Source organism: Flagellimonas hymeniacidonis (assembly GCF_008040165.1).
Lineage (GTDB): Bacteria > Bacteroidota > Bacteroidia > Flavobacteriales > Flavobacteriaceae > Flagellimonas > Flagellimonas hymeniacidonis.
Map to the genome: position 1 here is coordinate 1,086,364 of NZ_VRUR01000001.1, position 16,966 is coordinate 1,103,329.

Below are 16,966 nucleotides of genomic sequence, written 5' to 3' on the forward strand. Positions count from 1 at the left end.
AATGGAGTTCATGATAATTATGCATTGGGAAGAGTAAAAAAAATTTAATCTCCTATTTTTTAACACCACAAAAATCAAGTATTTGTTTTTCATCAGTTATTTCCAAAGACATGAATTCATTATGGGCAACAAGAAAAACGATTATATCTGCTTCTTCAGCAGCTATTTGATAATCAGTAAGTTTGAATACTTTATGCGAGGTAATATTTGGCTCTACGATAAAATATTCTTCATTATTTGCATCTTGTAATACTTTTTGAACAATATATTTTGCAGGTGATTCACGTAAATCATCAATATTGGGTTTAAACGCGAGACCCATAAGAGCGATACGAGGTTTTCTTCCATGTTTCAATTGAAACTCCATTTTAGAGGATTTTACTTTTTCTGCGCACCAAAATGATTTGTAATTATTGATTTCACGAGCAGTTCCAATAATTTTAGATTCCATGGGGTAATCTGCCACAATGAAATATGGATCTACTGCAATGCAATGTCCTCCTACACCACAACCAGGTTGTAAAATGTTCACACGAGGATGCCTATTAGCCAAAGAAATTAATTCCCACACATTAATATCTGCCTTATCACAAATTAAGGACAACTCATTTGCAAATGCTATTTGTACATCTCTTGATGAATTCTCCACTAATTTGCACATTTCAGCCGTTCTAGCATTGGTCTTATGCAATTCTCCCTCAATGTACTTAGAATAAAAATCAACCGCTTTGTTGGTGGAAGCTTCATTAATCCCGCCAATAACCCTATCATTGTGCACCAACTCATACATCACATTTCCTGGTAATACCCTTTCTGGGCAATAGGCAATATGAAGTTTATTTTTTAATTCTGGTCGCTGCTCAAAAATCAGGTTCATCATTCTTTCAGTGGTCCCGATTGGAGAGGTTGATTCTATAATATATAGGTCATCCTTTTTTAGAAGAGGAATTATAGCTTCGGTTGCTGCTTTTACAAATGAAATATCTGGCTCGTTCTTATCCTTAAAAGGAGTTGGCACCACAATAAGGTAAGTATTGGCCTCAACCGGATTTGTTCCAGCTTTTAAAAATCCTTCTTTCACTGCATTCTCCACTGCCTCATCTAATTCCGGCTCAACAATATGTATTTTGCCTGCATTAATTGTTTCAACTACATCTGGGTTGATATCCACCCCATGTACTGGAACTTTGTTTTTTGCAATCAAAGCAGCGGTAGGCAGGCCAATATAACCAAGCCCCATCATAACAACTTCAGGGTAATTGTTCATTTTTAACTTTTTGAAATATAATCTACAATTTTCTCGCAGGCGTTTCCATCTCCATAAGGGTTGTGAAGTTTGCTCATTTTCGAATATTCCTCGCTTTCTTTGAGCAACTTGGTCGTTTCAGCAATAATTTTTTCCTTGTTTGTACCAACAAGTAGTACGGTACCTGCCTCTACTGCTTCTGGTCGCTCGGTAGTGTCACGCATTACCAAAACTGGTTTTCCTAGACTTGGGGCCTCTTCTTGTACGCCGCCGCTATCTGTAATTATCAAATAAGATTGATTCATTAACCAAACAAATGCCGGATAAGACAATGGAGCAATTAATTGTATGTTTTCTATTTGATCCAAAAGTTTGTAAACAGGCTTTTGAACATTTGGATTTAAATGAACCGGGTATATAATTTGAGTATCTGGATTATTAGTTGCTATAAGTTTAAGTGCTTCACAAATATTGATAAAACCTTGTCCGTGATTTTCTCTTCGATGTCCAGTTACCAAAATCAGCTTCTTGTTTGAGTCCATTAAATTCTCCAATAAATCTATTTCCTCATCTTGATAATCAGTATTATTTACTTTTTCGACACTAAATTTCAATGCATCAATTACGGTATTACCAGTTACTACTATTTTGTCAGTAGGTTTATTTTCATTTAATAAATTTTGTTTTGATGTTTCAGTAGGGGAAAAATGAATATTGGATACAACTCCTGTAACACATCTATTCATTTCCTCAGGAAAGGGAGATTGTATGTTAAAAGTTCTAAGTCCTGCCTCAACATGACACACTTTTGAGCCGGAATAAAAAGCAGCAACACTCGATGCCATAGTTGTTGTTGTATCCCCATGCACATATACAAAGTCCGGTTTAAATCCTTCTAAAATTGGTTTTAATCCAATAATTATATCAGAGGTCAAAGAATAAAGATTCTGATTGGGCTTCATTAAGTTCAAATCATAATCTGGCACTATTTCAAAAAAATCAAGCACTTGATCCAACATTTCTCGATGTTGTGCAGTAATACAGACCTTCGTTACAAATCTCTCTGGAAACTTTTGAAATTCCTTTATCAAAGGTGCCATTTTAATGGCTTCTGGTCTTGTACCGAAAATGATCAGGTTTCTTATCATTAGACATTATATTCTCATAACTACTGTCGTACTGTTTCCTTTTTTTGATTTAGCACACAATTAGATTGATAGCTCAAATGCTTTCTTATTAAGAAACCTAATTGCCGAAAATGCAAAAAATAAGCCTACTAGAAAGCCAGGCACAAGTACGGTGGCCTTTGAAAAAAGAGTCCTTTTAACCCGTTGAACATTTCCAAGATTAATTATGTTAATCGCTTGTTTCTGTTCTTTAACTTCAATCTTCTTTTGCTCAGTATTCTTTATGAGTTGATTTTTTAAACTAAAAAGGCCAGTAACATTCATTTTTTCGTTATTATCCAATACAATTCGCCCATCTCCGTTCTGACTGCTTTGAATATTAAAACTCTTAGAGTAAATAGAAATCAATTCATCAATCTGTTTTATGAATGTTTCATTTCTTTCAATTCTTTCCAAAGCATTTTTATTGGATGTATCCACCAATTCATTAAAATATTCATTGGAATTTATATATTCCATAACTTTTTGCGCAAATAATTTTCCTTCAGATGGGTTTTTGAAAAAAAAGGTGATTCTATGGTTTAATGAGGTTTTATTTGAAAGCTCGGATTTAATCAAATCCAAAAATTCGTCATTAGTTTGAAATTTCTCCAAAAGTTCAAGGTATTCCAAATCCCCTTCTCCTTTTTTCCCATCTTCTATAGGTTCAATCGTAATTTTAAGCTCCTTTAAATTTGTAACATCCGCGCCAATATTCTTAAAAAAGACGGAATCTTTGGCTCTTATATTACTTTCTAACTCTGCAACAACATCATATAGATAGTTCTTACTTTCTAAATTAGGTTTTACAATTACCTCAATTTTCAGCTTATTTCTAGAAATCTGGTTAAGTCCGTATCCGAGTCCTACTCCAACTATAACAAGAATCCCCAGAATCAAAGCATTCTTTTTTAAATAAAGGAACGTTCTTAAAAAAGCTATTCCAATTTTATTAAATCCCCTACCTATCATTTGAAACAACTGTCCCAAATCAATTTCATCTGAATTGTTATTGTTTGCTGGTTGGCCTGCCATATCTATGCGTTGAATATTTGTTTTAAAATCCTATCTGTTATCAAATATGTGGGTTTTACACCTGTTGTCCCCAATCCTCCTGATGCTAATGTACTTCCAGTTTCTAAAGGGTTATCGGAAGCATAATATGCGTATCTTACTTTTACATCTTTTTTGATGCTCTTCCTAATTTTAGATGCAGATTGAACCGCCTTTTGGTAGTGCACTCCTTCCATTTCCAAACCAATTACATTCCAAGTAGATTCATGAAAAAACCGAAGAATGTCCTTATTTTGGAGCGATGTTCCTAGCACCGTCACCATTGTTCCTTCCAATACTTTCAATCCATAGCCTTCAAAATCCGCTGAGCATAGTTCATTTTTAAACGGATAATTGTCCGCGGTTCCTTCAAAAATGTGTGCTGAAGGAATCATCAAATCCCCTTTACCACCTTCTAAAATACCTGCTTTACCCATCACTGAAATGGAATCAACATTTAAAAATTTCTTTCCGTTGCCCGTTTCCACCGGTTTTAGTAACTCATCTATAGTTTCATAGGCCTGTTCTCCAAAAGCATAATCCATTACAAAGATAACGGGTTTCTCTTCCGTTGAAAGGTCAGATGGAAAATCGTAACAACATGTATCTTTTCCAAATTTTGCAGAATCAAAAATCTGAACATCAATGTTGGCTCCAGATTCATCATCTATAAAAATCATCCCATTTTTTTCTCCTGCATCTGTAACTTTTTTACGCAGCTCTTTGTTTTTTGAAGAACTAAGGGCTTCATAAATATCCAAAGACTTTCCATCTGGAAATTCTTTGGCCAGCACCTTTTTTGCAAACAATGAATTCATAACACTGTGCATGTTGGCGCTAATAATATGAATTGGTCTTTCTAATAAATTGTGCTTGTTGAGGGTCTGCTTTATCATTGTTGCCCACCTTTCTCCATGAATATGGTGGCCTAGCCGCTCTCTCAGCAATGGACTAAAGGTGATGGTGCGCTTATTACCTGTTGTTTCTTCTTCAATAGCCAATTTGCCCAGCCAAAAAATGATGTTCAAAAAACGATCTGGTTGCGTTGGAGTGCTCAGTTTATTTTCAATTTCAACTACTTCGTCAAAAGTTCTCCCCAAAATGTTTGCAGCGTGTATCTGTGCAACCTCGCGCTCCGAATCATTCTTTTCTTCGTTTTCCACAAAGCGGGCCAATTTACCCCAATCACGTATTGTTGCCGTCCCATCTTCAACTAAAACTCGTTTACAGATTTTTCCTGATTCAATAAAAAGAAAGGTGAGGTGGGTAAGAATATCGTAAATGTCGCTTCTCCCGCGCGTTATCTCAATATTCATTTGCTCGTCATCAATTCTATAACAATTTCTTCTACGTTTTGGAGGAACTATAGCTTTAAGGTGTGATTTTGAGAACCCTTCGTCTGAGGTAAGATTTATAAATCGACACTCTTCTATGCCTTCAGGTAATCTTTCCAGTACATAAATCAATCCATTAAGCTCTGCCTTTTCTTCGGCGACAGAACCATAAATCTCTGGCCTTAACAACAAAAGTGCACTTCTTAATGCGTTTCCTGAAACTCCTGAGGGTTTGTAAAATCCTCTATTGAGTAGGTGCCTCATTGTGATGTACAGACGCTCAATAGCGTTGGTGGATTCTTGTGCTCTTGTAGTTTGTTTTACTTCGGTTGCCATCATAACTTCTGGCAAAAATACATGAATTCCTAAGAAAGTAGCATTGTTGTTTGCTATCTATATTTGAAAAGGTGAAAGTCCGTCTGCAACTTTTCGATCATTGGATAATCGTTGTACCTTATTCTGTCCGCCAAGTTTGCCTATTGTCTTCATATAGGCCTGAAAACCTCCTTGCCTCACCTTAGTTATTTTAAGAGGTTGCAGGATGTTTCCTTCAATTAAATCAAGGTAATAGGAGTTCTGCGTTTTCATGCTTTCCTCAATCAAACTTGAAAATTTAGAGATGTCAGATGGTGGTCTCTCAAATTCTATGAACCATTCATGAAACGGAAGCTCTCCATTCTTTGGTGCCGTTTGAGGTGCAACAGTAAACTCGTTTATTAGTGCATCGGTTTGCATGGTTGCTTCTTTTATGGCTTCTTCTACTTCTTTTGCAATTACATGCTCCCCAAAAGCGGAGATAAAATGTTTTATTCTTCCCGAAACAACTATTCTATAAGGCTGTATAGAAATAAACCGGACGGTATCTCCAATATTGTAGGCCCACAACCCCGCATTCGTTGATATTATCAATGCGTAATCCACATTCAATTCTACATCTTCAAAGGTGAGCCTTCTTGGATTTTCATCAAAAAACTCATCTGCTTTTATAAACTCATAAAAAATACCTGAATTGAGCAGTAAAAGCATTCCATTCTCGTTTTGGGAATCTTGATAGGCAAAGAATCCTTCACTAGCTGGGAATAACTCTATACTATCTACTTTTTTTCCAATCAAATTTTCAAACTTGGCACGATAAGGTTCATAGTTGACCCCTCCATATATAAACAATTGAAAATTCTTAAAAAGCTCCCCAACCTTTTTTCCAGATTTTGCATTCAACTTTTCAAAATACATCTGCACCCATGACGGAATGCCTGCAATCACTGTCATATCCTCATTTTCTGTCTCTTCAATAATCTTATCTACCTTGGTTTCCCAATCTTCAATACAATTGGTTTCCCAGCTTGGCAACCTATTCTTTTGCAAATAATTGGGAACATAATGAGCGGAGATTCCCGAAAGCCGACCTAATTTTATTCCTCCTTTTTCTTCAAGAATAGGGCTTCCCTGTAAAAAAATCATTCGGCCATTTACAAAATCGGCATTACCAGTCTCATGGATATAAGACAAAATCGCATTTCTAGAGGCTTCAACTTGATGCTTAATGGATTCCCTTGTGATAGGAATATACTTCGCTCCTGAGGTAGTACCCGAGGTTTTGGCAAAATAAATGGGTTTATTCGGCCACAGCACATCACTTTCGCCATCAATTATTTTTTGAACATAATCTTTAAGCTGTTCATAATCTCTAACAGGTACTTTTTTGGCAAAATCAGCATAAGTGCTAATAGCATCAAAATTATGATCCTTACCAAATCTGGTCTTGGCCGCAGAAGAAACGAGCTCTTTAAAAACTTTTTGTTGCGTTTGTATGGGGTTATTCACCCATTTTGCGGTTTTTTTTGCAATTCTCCTGGCAAAAAGTTTTGCTGCAACCTTTTTTAAAGACATCAATTAAAATCAATATAGTTTAATGGATTAACAGGCTTTCCGTTTTTCCAAAGTTCGAAATGCAGGTGTGGACCCGTGGTGAGTTCACCTGTGTTTCCTATGGAAGCAATGACTTCACCTGCCCGAACCAAATCTCCTTGAGACTTGCTTAGCGAGCCGTTGTGCTTATACACTGAAGTAAGCCCATCTTGATGTTCAATGATAATTACATATCCTGTTTCAGAAGTCCATTCGGAAAAAAGCACCGTTCCATTAGCTATGGATTTTACAGGAGAATCCTTTGGTGCAACTACGTCTACGGCATAATGCCTCGTTTTGGGGTCAAAATTTTGTGATAGCGTTCCTGTCAATGGTGAGAACAGAAGCGCTTCAACATTTGTCACATTTCGCTCGAACAAATTGTACTTATCCTCCAATTCCACTTCTTCCCGTAATAATAGATCTTCTCGAATTGGTGTTAGATCCACAGTAGAGGGGTCAAGTTTGAATTTTTCGAAAAGGGAATCTCTGTTCACCTCGTTATTTTCAATATCCCCCCTTAAAACAAGGCGTACATTGTCTAAATACCTGTTGGTATAATTAAGAACCGTTACAAGAGAATCTGTCTTATATGTAAGCTCTGTAGCCTGTCTTTTAAGTCTGGTAGACGAATAGCCGGGAATATATTCCCGTAAGGGAGTAAACGCAATTATGAGGGTAGTAAGGCCTATGAGCGCAATAATAAACAGTGTTCCCGTAACAAAAACGTTAAGCCGGCTAAGCTTAAAAGATATTTTTTCCTCAAAAGTGCTCTCATTAAGTATTACCAGGCGATACTTGTGCAGTAGCTTTCGTTTTATTTCCTTTCTTTTCTTCTTATCCTTTGCCATAATGAACAAAGATAACTTTAGATTTTAATTTTAGCTGTTAAGCTTTTTAAAATGAAGTTATGCCTTGAATTTGGCTTATAAGCAATTTGAATTGCTAATTTTCGTTAATGGCATAGAGCCTTAAGGTTCTTTTTACTAATTTTACTGTTCATTTAAAGGCGTTGATGTTATGATTGCTCAAACTATTTTTCTTGGTATGCTAGGTCCTTGGCAAATTGTACTTGTTGTACTTGTTGTTCTTTTGCTTTTTGGAGGCAAAAAAATTCCTGAACTTATGAGAGGTCTGGGCAGCGGTATAAAAGAATTCAAGGATGCTTCAAAAGAAGATGAGAAAATAGAGGGTGGAAAGGAATCCGACTCTTAAATCTATTTTATTATAAAGGTTTTTCCTACGCATTAAAAGCTTATACTTAAAGGCTTTATCGATGAAAAACCACATTTTTATTGCATACACGCTATAAATTCCCCCTTTCACAACAAAAAGTTATAAACGCTACCACCTTGTTCTATTTTAGCGTTTGAAACTTACATTAAGTTCGCTGAGCTTGATGTACTATCAATCACCTGACAGTTATTTGTACAGACGGAGTGATTATGAAAAGACCGTTTTTAATCTTATTATTTCTTCTTCTCACACCTGGGCTTAAATCTCAGGAGGTCACCCTATTGCAGTTTGATGATGAAGAATTGTTGGCTGCCGTAGCGAACAATACCGGCACTGACACCAATACAAAAACACTTTCCAAAGAATTTGAAAGCCTAAGCCGAAAGCAACTCGCAAAATTCATGCGGAAAAAGGGCACAACGGATAAGCTTATAAAGAAAGCAGATGAGTATTTTGGTAAAATGTGGTATGCTGAGGCAGCGCGTATCTATGATATGGTCCTTGAAAAAAGCGAAGCAAAGCACACTTTCAATCTCCTTTCTAATGCAGGAGATTCCCATTATTACAGTGGAAACTTGGAAAAATCGTATAAATGGTACCATGAACTTTATGAGACCTACAGAGAACTAATAACAGAAGAAAAGTTCTTTAAATATGCCCATAGCTTAAAAGGAACCGGACGGTATAGAAGAGCTGCCAAGCTTACAAAGTTGTTTAGGCAGAAAAGAGATGAACCGCTTAAAGAATTGGCCAAAGACAATGTTGCCGAATATGCCCCAGCTCTTGTGGAGATTAAGAATATGGCCATAAATTCCAAATATTCCGATTTCTCCCCAATGTTTCATAACGAATCTGAGGTCGTTTTTGCGTCAGCACATGATTCTTCCTTCTTAACTACCCGTCGTTATAAATGGAACAACCAACCTTTCCTTGATCTTTATGTGGCCAAAACCGATAGCGAAGGGGAAGACTTAACGAGCCCTAAAAAGTTCTCCAAAGAAATCAATACAAAATACCACGAAGCTTCGGTTGCTTTTTCTCCTGATCAAAAGACCATCTATTTTACCAGAAACAACTTCGGCAAAAAGCTGAAACGCGGCAAAAATGGTATAAATCATTTAAAAATCTATCAATCTAAACTCATCGATGGAGAATGGACCAAAGCTGTTGAGGTATCGTTTAATAGTGAAAACTACTCTACTGGTCATCCCTCGGTAAGTCCTGACGGAAAGAAGTTATACTTTGTGTCTGACAGACCCGGCGGGTTCGGCGGCACTGACGTTTACAGTGTCGACATCCTAGAAGCGGGCAAATTCTCTGAACCTAAAAACCTTGGAAGAACAATCAATACCAACAAAAAAGAAATGTTCCCATATATTACGGAGGATGCACTATATTTTTCATCTGACAGAAACATGGGGATGGGAGGACTGGATATATACAAATCCGACCATGTAGACGGCTTTTTCAGTGTAGGTATCAATCTTGGGGAACCCATTAATAGTAGTAGGGATGATTTTTCCTATATCATTGATGAAAATAACGAGAAAGGTTATTTTGCCTCAAATAGAAAAGGAGGAAAAGGGGATGATGACATCTATTCCTTTAAGCACATCCTAAACCTCAACGCTATTTCTGGGTCCATTGCAGATCACATAAACGGAGATCCTATTGCCGATGCAATGGTAACTCTAGTGGATAGTGACAACCTTCGTGTTGATTCTATTGTAACATCAAAAGATGGTAGTTTTATTTTTAAAAACCTTAAACCCAAAACTAAATACACTATTAAGACTGTTAAGAAGGGATATTTTGAACAAACCTCCCCCATTACCACCAGAAAAAATGAGCAAGTAAGTATAACGCAATCCTTAACACAGCTTCAAGAAATAATAGCCGAAGAAAAAGGCGTGCTGAAATTGGAGACTGAAACGATTTATTTTGATTTTGACCGATTCAATATAAAACAACAGGCTGCCGCAGAGCTGGACAAACTGGTAGAGGTGATGAGAGAATACCCAGACATGGTAATCAAAATCGAATCTCATACAGATGCCATCGGGAAAAAGGTTTACAACAAATACCTTTCAGACAAACGCGCAAAATCCACAAGGGATTATATTATCTCTAAAGGAATCGATGCCTCAAGGATTCAAAGTGCTCTTGGTTATGGAGAAGAGCGGCTCTTAAACGACTGTGGAGATGGTAGGCGTTGTTCCAGAGCCAAACATCAAGAAAATCGGCGCTCAGAGTTTATTATAGTAGAAATGTGACCCAACACACCCTAAAAAGCTAAAATCCCCAACAAAAAATTGGGGATTTTTTTATTCCATTATTCTTAAAAGTGCATTCCACCGATTCTTTTCCTCGATATCCTGTATTTACACCCATGCATTTAATCCATGAAAAATTGTGCTTCATGGGGTTTTTATAATTCATGAGGTTTTCATCATTCTTTTTTGGTGTTTTATCCCATTGTTTTTTACTCCCTCTGGGAAACCATAATCTTTGTCCTGTCTTTAAATCTTAAAAACTTATTTATGAAAAAACTAATACTCGTAAAAGAAATTTATTTGGAAGGTTTCAAAAACCTAGGTCATATTGTGATAGAGAAATACTTTAAGGTATTTGCTTGGTTCAGTTTTGTGATGTTCTTTATTGTGCTTTATGCTTTCGTATATAGAATTGCGACTGGGTTTGCCTTTGACTAAAACATTAGTTAAGCATTTAAAGAACAAAAAAGCCCAGTAGGCTCTGGCTCACTGGGCTTTTCTGTTTATCAAACAAGTCAACTAAGAACCCTGATTAAATTTTACAGTTCTTAATATGGCTTCTAATTCAAACATGTAATCTCGCTTTTCTTCAGAAGGGGCAAAGGTAAATCCTTCTAACACCAATTTCCTATTGTTCTCTTTATCGTTGATGATATAGGTTATAAAAGGGCCCGCCATTGGGTAACCACTGATTTCCCATACTCCTCTGGCCTCAGCAGCCTTTTTTCCGCCAATTTGGGCAGGAAAAATATAGGGGGAAAATGCCTTTTCAGTAATCATAAATGTCTTTTCATATGGGCCTGGCACATACTTTTTGCCTATAGAGTCCCTCATTTTAACAATATCACTTACAAAAGTGGAATCGTTGGCAAAGCTATTCCAGGGCATTGCATATGCTACAATATTCATAGTGCCTTTTGGAATTTGAATGTCCATCCAAACAAAATTCTTTTCGTGTTTCCCAACTTTATATAAAGAAGGAACGTTTAAGCTTATCCCAAACTCCTCTTCAAACGCTTTTTCCTTGGTCAAGGACCGGGTAAAACGTCTCTGTGCCTCATTAATTTCTACTCTTTTAAAGGATGCTATTGCCCTCCCGGCCAAAGAATCAATATTCCCGGCTAGATCATTGTAGGTTTCCCCTTTAATTACCGCAATTTTTTGTGGTTTTGCATATACATCCGTTTTTATGTGCGCGCGCGAAAGGGTGTCTTGCTCAACAAAAAGAACGGATCTGGAGTATGTGATTGCTCCTTTAAAAATCTGAGGGGGTATTTGGGTAATCGTAAATTTTGGTTCTCCTTGTGGCAATCCCAAAACCGGTGCAGCAAAATGCTCCCGTATTTTATCTCCAATACCGCCCTTCCAGAGTTCGGAGTCCATCACTACCATTAAGGAGTTGATTCCTCCCGTAGATGGGGGAAGAAATCGTTCTTTTTTTCCAGAATCTTTACATGATATAATCACCATTAAAAAAATGGTGATGCTTAGTGTTCCAAATTTTTTCATCTCGAGTTAAATTTACGAAGAACAATCGCACAATTTAAGTTTTGTGCCCGGTTTCAAGTTATTACCACTAAGACCGTTCCATTTTCGTAAATTTTCAATAGAAACTCCAGGGTATTTTCTTGATATGGTCCAAAGCGAGTCTCCTTCCTGAACCGTATGTACCTTTGAGCCGCTTGCCAATGCTCCTCCTGAAGTTGATTTGGAAGAACTGGTTTTGGCCACTGCCTGTTTAGGAAGATAGGGTTTTCTCGGGAAAATAGTGAGTCGTTGTCCAACTCTTAAATTGTTACTCCGCAGGCCATTCCATCTTTTTATTTGACTTACTCCTACACCATATCGCTCTGCTATTTTTCCTAAATAGTCCCCACTTCTAACTTTATACCTAACCTGATTTTTTGCTTGCGTAAGTTGTGGCAACGGTTTTTCCAAAGAGTCCAACTCTTTTTTTGCATAGGCATAAATGGCTTCTTCATTGTTTACAAACTTGCCTATTTTGGTAACGGGTAAACGAAGCGCGTAGTTTTTCCCCTTGATTTTGGGAATGATGTTTAATTTGTAAGCAGGGTTCAACATTTCCAATTCTTCCGTGCTTATATCAACTAGTTTGGATATTTGGTCAAACGTAATTAGGTTTTTTACGTGGATAGTATCGGTCTCAAAATAAGGTCTGTCAGCTTTTTTATATTGAAGTCCGTGTTCCTCCGCATATTCAAAAATATACATCGTGGCAAGAAATGCAGGTAAATAACCTGCTGTTTCACGTGGAAGATTTCTTCTAATATTCCAATAATTTTTATAGCCTCCAGATCGTCTTATGGCTTTGTTTACATTTCCTGGACCGGAGTTGTAAGCAGCCAATGCCAAATCCCAATCGTTAAAAATATTATGGAGCTTGGATAAATATTTCGCGGCGGCTTTTGTCGCAAAAATTGGATCATTACGCTCGTCTACATAACTGCTTACTTCCAATCCATACATTTTACCAGTGCCATACATAAACTGCCACAGTCCCTTGGCCCCAACTCTTGATCTGGCTCTTGGGTTCAAGGCTGATTCTATAATAGCCAAATATTTTACCTCTAGCGGAACATCATTGTTGTCCAGCTCTTGTTCAAAAAGTGGAAAATAAAATTGGCTGGCCGTGATCATCCTTTGCATTAAATCTTTCTTCCTAACCAGAAAGGATTTTATTACACTCTCCAAAGATGGATTGTACGAAATATTAAAAGGTGTTTTTTCATCCAACAACGCCAACCTTGCTTTAAGCGTATCCGTAGGTAAATCAACCAGGGTAATTTCTTCTTCTGATGGATTTTGTACCTCGAGCAACATCTCACTAAAAAGTTGAGCGCTATTGTGTAACTCTTTTAACCAAAGACTGTCATATCTTCTGGCCTCCTCCAAGTCCATTAGTTGGGTCTTGCTCAGCTCATCTGAAGATGCTATAACGGTATTCCCATCAATTTTGTCTTCAGCGATTTTAAGATTTAATGGCTTAATTGCCTGTTCCGAAACAGAATCGTTTGGTGTAGGTTGTAATAATGCTTCTTTGGTATCAGCTTGCTTCGTACCCGTAGAATCTATCTCTTGTGCAAAGAGTGATGTGGTTGAAAACAGGAGCACTGCCCATGCAGCTATTTTAAAATTTTGGTTCATTTTGGATAAGGTTTGATTTTGGGGCAAACGAAAATGGTGTTTTTTTCTGAAATATTAAAGCTTTCAGCCTAAAACATGGCATAGCATAAGATTTCTCCTATTAATTCATAACGTGCAGATTAGCCCAATATTGCCGCGATTCCTGGAAGTGTTCTTCCCTCCAAACTCTCTAGCATTGCACCTCCTCCGGTAGACACATAACTCACTTTTTCTTCAAAGCCAAATTGCTTCACAGCGGCTACTGAATCTCCGCCACCGACAAGGGAGAACGCTCCATTTTGAGTGGCTTCATCAATTGCATTGCCTACTGCTATGGTCCCTTTTGCAAAATTCTCCATTTCAAAAACACCTACAGGTCCGTTCCAAAGTATCGTTTTAGAATCCAAAATTACCTGCTTAAAGTTCTCCATAGTCTGAGGCCCAGCATCAAGTCCTTGCCATCCATCTGGAATCTCATTAACATCCATAAATTGGGTGTTGGCACTATTATCAAAGGCATCTGCTGCCAAAACATCAACTGGTAAATGAACTTTTACCCCTTTTTCAGAAGCTTGTTTTAAAATGTCCAAGGCCAATTCCATTTTGTCATCCTCGCAGATGGAATCGCCCACTTTTCCTCCTTGTGCTTTTACAAAAGTATAGGTCATTCCACCACCAATAATTAGATTGTCCACCTTATCCAGAATATTTTCAATGATGGTGATTTTGGATGAAACCTTTGCTCCTCCCAAAATAGCAGTAATTGGTTTTTCTCCCGTTTGCATCACTTTTTCTATAGCCTTTATTTCTTTTGCCAATAAATATCCAAAACACTTATTCCCAGAAAAATAGTTGGCTACAATAGTGGTAGAGGCATGGGCTCTATGGGCAGTGCCAAAGGCATCGTTCACATAAATATCACCATGTTTGGAAAGTGCTTCGGCAAAAGCTTCATCCCCACTTTCTTCCTCACTATAAAATCGAAGGTTTTCCAACAACAATACTTCCCCGCTTTGCAATTCCGAAACGGCAGTATCTGCAACATCCCCAACACAGTCCGAAGCAAATTTTACCTGCACCCCAATAATTTCAGAAACTTTTTCACAAATATGGGATAATGACATGTCTGGATTTACCTTTCCTTTAGGTCTTCCCAAATGACTCATTAAAACAGCACTGCCTCCATCTTCCAAAACTTTTAATATACTGGGGGTCGCCGCATCAATTCTACTCGTATCCGTAACATTAAAATCTCCATCAAGCGGCACATTAAAGTCAACTCGGATCAAAGCTTTTTTATCCTCAAAATTGTAATCGTCTATGGTCTTCATTTGTATTTGTTTATGGCAAGCCCAAATGTAAAGATTTCCTGCTTTCCAGTTTGATCATTAGCACCATATTTTTAGAGCCACAACAAAAAACCGTTCAAAACATGTGGAACCTAAAAAATGTATCTTTGGAGCATGCTGTTTAAAGATGTTTTAGGGCTAGAACATATTAAAAAACATTTGGTAACGACTGCTGATTCTGGCAGAGTGGCCCATGCTCAATTGTTCATTGGCCCTGAAGGCTCTGGAACTTTGCCAATGGCGCTGGCATATGCGCAATACTTGCTTTGTGGTAATAGCGGGGGTGAGAATGAAGGAGACAATATAGCCTGCAATGCAAAGTGCAATTCGCTTACTCATCCAGACCTACATTTCGCTTTCCCGGTTTCCAATTCCGATAAAGTAAAATCCCATGCGGTAAGTGACCATTATCTTCAAGATTGGCGACAATTTATAAACGAGCAGCCTTATGGCAATCTGTTTGATTGGTACAGACTTATTGGTATTGAGAAAAAGCAAGGGCAAATTGGGGTTGATGAGGCGCAAGATGTGGTTAAAAAGCTTTCTTTAAAATCTTATGAAGGAGGGTATAAAATAGTAGTAATATGGATGGCCGAAAAAATGAACATTTCTGCCGCTAATAAGCTTCTAAAACTTATTGAAGAACCTCCTGAAAAAACGGTGTTAATTCTAATTGCTGAAGAGGAGGAACAAATCATCAATACTATTCTTTCTCGCTGCCAGATACTACACTTTCCTCCATTGGCACAAAATGATATTTCTACGGAGTTGATTAAGAAAGGTGCACCCGAAAACGAAGCACTTTCCATTGCCCATGAAGCCCATGGCAATTTTAATAAAGCTTTGGATTTGCTAAACAACGATTCTGAAGATTTGGTATTCGAACGCTGGTTTGTGCAATGGGTGCGTAGTGCTTTCAAAGCAAAAGGAAATAAAGCGGCCATTCAGGAATTGATTCTTTGGAGTGATGAGGTTGCCAAAACAGGAAGAGAAGTGCAAAAACAGTTTTTAAATTATTGTTTGACGATGATGCGCCAAGCACTTCTGCTAAACTATAAAGCGGACAGTTTGGTTTATGCCAAAATGCATTTGGAGGGGTTTGATCTTGGTAAGTTTGCGCCCTTTGTGCATGAAAACAACATTCAAGATATTGTGGAGGAGTTGGAAAAGGCAATTTTTCACGTGGAACGGAATGGGAATTCTAAAATCATCTTTACTGATCTCTCTATAAAACTCACCAGGTTGCTTCACGCTAAAGCAGCTTAAAAACTAATACTATGGAACATTTTACTTCGCATGCGACCCAAATCTTGTTGCTTGTCTTTTTAGCCGTCACATTTTTACAAAGTGGTATTGATAAAATTATGGACTGGAAAGGAAATTCATCTTGGCTAACGGGTCATTTTTCAGAAACTTTTTTGAAAGGCATTGTGCCTCTAATGCTTGGAATTGTTTTGCTTGCCGAAATGGTTTCTGGACTTCTATCTGTTGTAGGTATTTTTCAATTCATTACTGAAGGTGAAAGCGACATGGCGTTTTGTGCTGCCGTACTTTCTGCGACCACTTTGTTGCTATTGCTTTTTGGACAGCGGGTTGCCAAAGATTATGAAGGGGCAAAGACTATAGTAATTTATTTTATTCCAACCATCTTTTTACTCTATTTGCTCCAAACTTAATTCTGTTGACAGTGATCTTCAGCTAACATTTTTTTGAGTTTCCTTCGACTAGTAGAATAACCACTTTAAGTCAAATAATTATGAAAACAAAGGAAGGAGTTCAGGTTTTAAGACTCAATGAAAACAAATTGGAGTTGTTGATAAAGCTTGTGAATTTATTCAATGAGGTATTTAGTGAATACTACACAGTTGCTTCTAAAAAACATCTTAAACGGTTGCTTCAAAAGCCTGAGTTTTATGCAATCGTTGCTGTTAAAAATGATGCTATTATTGGAGGGTTTACCGCATACGAGTTTCAAAAATACTATACTGATAAAAGTGAATTGTATATCTATGATATCGCTGTAAAAAAAGCCTTTCAAAATCAAAGTGTAGGAAAGAAGTTAATCAACTATTTAAAAAATAATAGTCCTGGTGTTGAAACCATTTTCGTAGATGCCCATTCTGAAGATATTCAAGCTGTAAAGTTTTATGAATCTGTCTTTGGACCCAGTGAAAAAGTAGATCATTATACTTTTGACATCATCAATCCGAAAAACAGCTAAAACGGCAAGCTTTCCTTTATATAAAAACTATTCATT

At 37.3% G+C, this 16,966-nt stretch carries 15 protein-coding genes; 6 read left to right on the forward strand and 9 right to left on the reverse strand.

The genetic code is table 11. The features are described 5' to 3' along the window. Positions 1-52: 52 nt before the first annotated feature. The 6 genes from wecC to FVB32_RS04925 are packed head-to-tail and all read right to left on the reverse strand — an operon-like array spanning position 53 to position 7,558. Positions 53-1,267: a UDP-N-acetyl-D-mannosamine dehydrogenase gene (gene wecC / locus FVB32_RS04900; RefSeq protein ID WP_147741735.1), complete on the reverse strand. Its 1,215-nt coding sequence runs from the start codon at positions 1,265-1,267 to the stop codon at positions 53-55. Between the two features lie 2 nt (positions 1,268-1,269). Next, on the reverse strand, positions 1,270-2,394 hold the full coding sequence (gene wecB / locus FVB32_RS04905) for a non-hydrolyzing UDP-N-acetylglucosamine 2-epimerase (protein ID WP_147741737.1): 1,125 nt from the start codon (positions 2,392-2,394) through the stop codon (positions 1,270-1,272). Positions 2,395-2,454: 60 nt separating this feature from the next. Next, the gene (locus tag FVB32_RS04910) at positions 2,455-3,447 is read right to left on the reverse strand and encodes a hypothetical protein (RefSeq protein ID WP_147741739.1); all 993 of its coding nucleotides are present in this window, start codon (positions 3,445-3,447) and stop codon (positions 2,455-2,457) included. Positions 3,448-3,449: 2 nt separating this feature from the next. Beyond that, positions 3,450-5,138: a DUF6909 family protein gene (locus FVB32_RS04915; RefSeq protein ID WP_147741741.1), complete on the reverse strand. Its 1,689-nt coding sequence runs from the start codon at positions 5,136-5,138 to the stop codon at positions 3,450-3,452. Positions 5,139-5,192: 54 nt separating this feature from the next. Next, positions 5,193-6,689, reverse strand: a complete 1,497-nt coding sequence (locus FVB32_RS04920; RefSeq protein WP_147741743.1) for a GH3 auxin-responsive promoter family protein — start codon at positions 6,687-6,689, stop codon at positions 5,193-5,195. Next, on the reverse strand, positions 6,689-7,558 hold the full coding sequence (locus tag FVB32_RS04925; RefSeq protein ID WP_147741745.1) for a M23 family metallopeptidase: 870 nt from the start codon (positions 7,556-7,558) through the stop codon (positions 6,689-6,691). Before FVB32_RS04925 ends, FVB32_RS04920 begins: the two co-directional genes overlap by 1 nt. A gap of 169 nt (positions 7,559-7,727) precedes the next feature. On the opposite strand from FVB32_RS04925, the gene tatA reads away from it, so the two are divergent. From tatA to FVB32_RS17695, 3 genes are all read left to right on the forward strand, one after another. Continuing rightward, positions 7,728-7,922 carry a twin-arginine translocase TatA/TatE family subunit gene (gene tatA / locus FVB32_RS04930; protein ID WP_147741747.1) on the forward strand — a complete coding sequence of 65 codons (195 nt, stop codon included), beginning with the start codon at positions 7,728-7,730 and terminating at the stop codon, positions 7,920-7,922. 230 nt (positions 7,923-8,152) lie between these two features. Then, positions 8,153-10,216 (forward strand): OmpA family protein, encoded by a 2,064-nt coding sequence (locus FVB32_RS04935; RefSeq protein WP_147741748.1) that lies wholly within the window; start codon positions 8,153-8,155, stop codon positions 10,214-10,216. Between the two features lie 267 nt (positions 10,217-10,483). Further along, positions 10,484-10,654, forward strand: coding sequence for a DUF6747 family protein (locus FVB32_RS17695; RefSeq protein WP_187269504.1), 171 nt, complete (start codon positions 10,484-10,486; stop codon positions 10,652-10,654). Between the two features lie 81 nt (positions 10,655-10,735). Here the strand turns inward: FVB32_RS17695 and FVB32_RS04940 are convergent, their stop codons facing one another. The 3 genes from FVB32_RS04940 to FVB32_RS04950 all read right to left on the reverse strand — a co-directional run bounded on the left by FVB32_RS04940 (position 10,736) and on the right by FVB32_RS04950 (position 14,691). Beyond that, entirely contained in the window at positions 10,736-11,725 is a 990-nt protein-coding gene (locus tag FVB32_RS04940) for a DUF4837 family protein (protein ID WP_147741750.1), read from the reverse strand. A 12-nt stretch (positions 11,726-11,737) separates the two neighbouring features. Next, entirely contained in the window at positions 11,738-13,381 is a 1,644-nt protein-coding gene (locus FVB32_RS04945; RefSeq protein WP_147741752.1) for a lytic transglycosylase domain-containing protein, read from the reverse strand. Between the two features lie 119 nt (positions 13,382-13,500). Further along, positions 13,501-14,691, reverse strand: coding sequence for a phosphoglycerate kinase (locus FVB32_RS04950; protein ID WP_147741754.1), 1,191 nt, complete (start codon positions 14,689-14,691; stop codon positions 13,501-13,503). Between the two features lie 132 nt (positions 14,692-14,823). Here FVB32_RS04950 and FVB32_RS04955 point away from each other — a divergent pair, with 132 nt between their 5' ends. The 3 genes from FVB32_RS04955 (at position 14,824) to FVB32_RS04965 (ending at position 16,930) form a co-directional block, all read left to right on the forward strand. Next, complete coding sequence (locus FVB32_RS04955) at positions 14,824-15,975, forward strand: DNA polymerase III subunit (RefSeq protein WP_147743429.1); 1,152 nt, start codon at positions 14,824-14,826, stop codon at positions 15,973-15,975. An 11-nt stretch (positions 15,976-15,986) separates the two neighbouring features. Then, the gene (locus FVB32_RS04960) at positions 15,987-16,385 is read left to right on the forward strand and encodes a DoxX family protein (RefSeq protein ID WP_147741756.1); all 399 of its coding nucleotides are present in this window, start codon (positions 15,987-15,989) and stop codon (positions 16,383-16,385) included. Between the two features lie 80 nt (positions 16,386-16,465). Next, positions 16,466-16,930 carry a GNAT family N-acetyltransferase gene (locus tag FVB32_RS04965; RefSeq protein ID WP_147741759.1) on the forward strand — a complete coding sequence of 155 codons (465 nt, stop codon included), beginning with the start codon at positions 16,466-16,468 and terminating at the stop codon, positions 16,928-16,930. The last annotated feature ends 36 nt before the right edge of the window (positions 16,931-16,966 follow it).

What these genes read in the sequence shown, in the direction of transcription:
- wecC (WP_147741735.1), bottom strand. Translation starts at nt 1,267, where the DNA reads ATGAACAATTACCCTGAAGTTGTTATGATGGGGCTTGGTTATATTGGC.
- wecB (WP_147741737.1), bottom strand. Translation starts at nt 2,394, where the DNA reads ATGATAAGAAACCTGATCATTTTCGGTACAAGACCAGAAGCCATTAAA.
- FVB32_RS04910 (WP_147741739.1), bottom strand. Translation starts at nt 3,447, where the DNA reads ATGGCAGGCCAACCAGCAAACAATAACAATTCAGATGAAATTGATTTG.
- FVB32_RS04915 (WP_147741741.1), bottom strand. Translation starts at nt 5,138, where the DNA reads ATGATGGCAACCGAAGTAAAACAAACTACAAGAGCACAAGAATCCACC.
- FVB32_RS04920 (WP_147741743.1), bottom strand. Translation starts at nt 6,689, where the DNA reads ATGTCTTTAAAAAAGGTTGCAGCAAAACTTTTTGCCAGGAGAATTGCA.
- FVB32_RS04925 (WP_147741745.1), bottom strand. Translation starts at nt 7,558, where the DNA reads ATGGCAAAGGATAAGAAGAAAAGAAAGGAAATAAAACGAAAGCTACTG.
- tatA (WP_147741747.1), top strand. Translation starts at nt 7,728, where the DNA reads ATGATTGCTCAAACTATTTTTCTTGGTATGCTAGGTCCTTGGCAAATT.
- FVB32_RS04935 (WP_147741748.1), top strand. Translation starts at nt 8,153, where the DNA reads ATGAAAAGACCGTTTTTAATCTTATTATTTCTTCTTCTCACACCTGGG.
- FVB32_RS17695 (WP_187269504.1), top strand. Translation starts at nt 10,484, where the DNA reads ATGAAAAAACTAATACTCGTAAAAGAAATTTATTTGGAAGGTTTCAAA.
- FVB32_RS04940 (WP_147741750.1), bottom strand. Translation starts at nt 11,725, where the DNA reads ATGAAAAAATTTGGAACACTAAGCATCACCATTTTTTTAATGGTGATT.
- FVB32_RS04945 (WP_147741752.1), bottom strand. Translation starts at nt 13,381, where the DNA reads ATGAACCAAAATTTTAAAATAGCTGCATGGGCAGTGCTCCTGTTTTCA.
- FVB32_RS04950 (WP_147741754.1), bottom strand. Translation starts at nt 14,691, where the DNA reads ATGAAGACCATAGACGATTACAATTTTGAGGATAAAAAAGCTTTGATC.
- FVB32_RS04955 (WP_147743429.1), top strand. Translation starts at nt 14,824, where the DNA reads ATGCTGTTTAAAGATGTTTTAGGGCTAGAACATATTAAAAAACATTTG.
- FVB32_RS04960 (WP_147741756.1), top strand. Translation starts at nt 15,987, where the DNA reads ATGGAACATTTTACTTCGCATGCGACCCAAATCTTGTTGCTTGTCTTT.
- FVB32_RS04965 (WP_147741759.1), top strand. Translation starts at nt 16,466, where the DNA reads ATGAAAACAAAGGAAGGAGTTCAGGTTTTAAGACTCAATGAAAACAAA.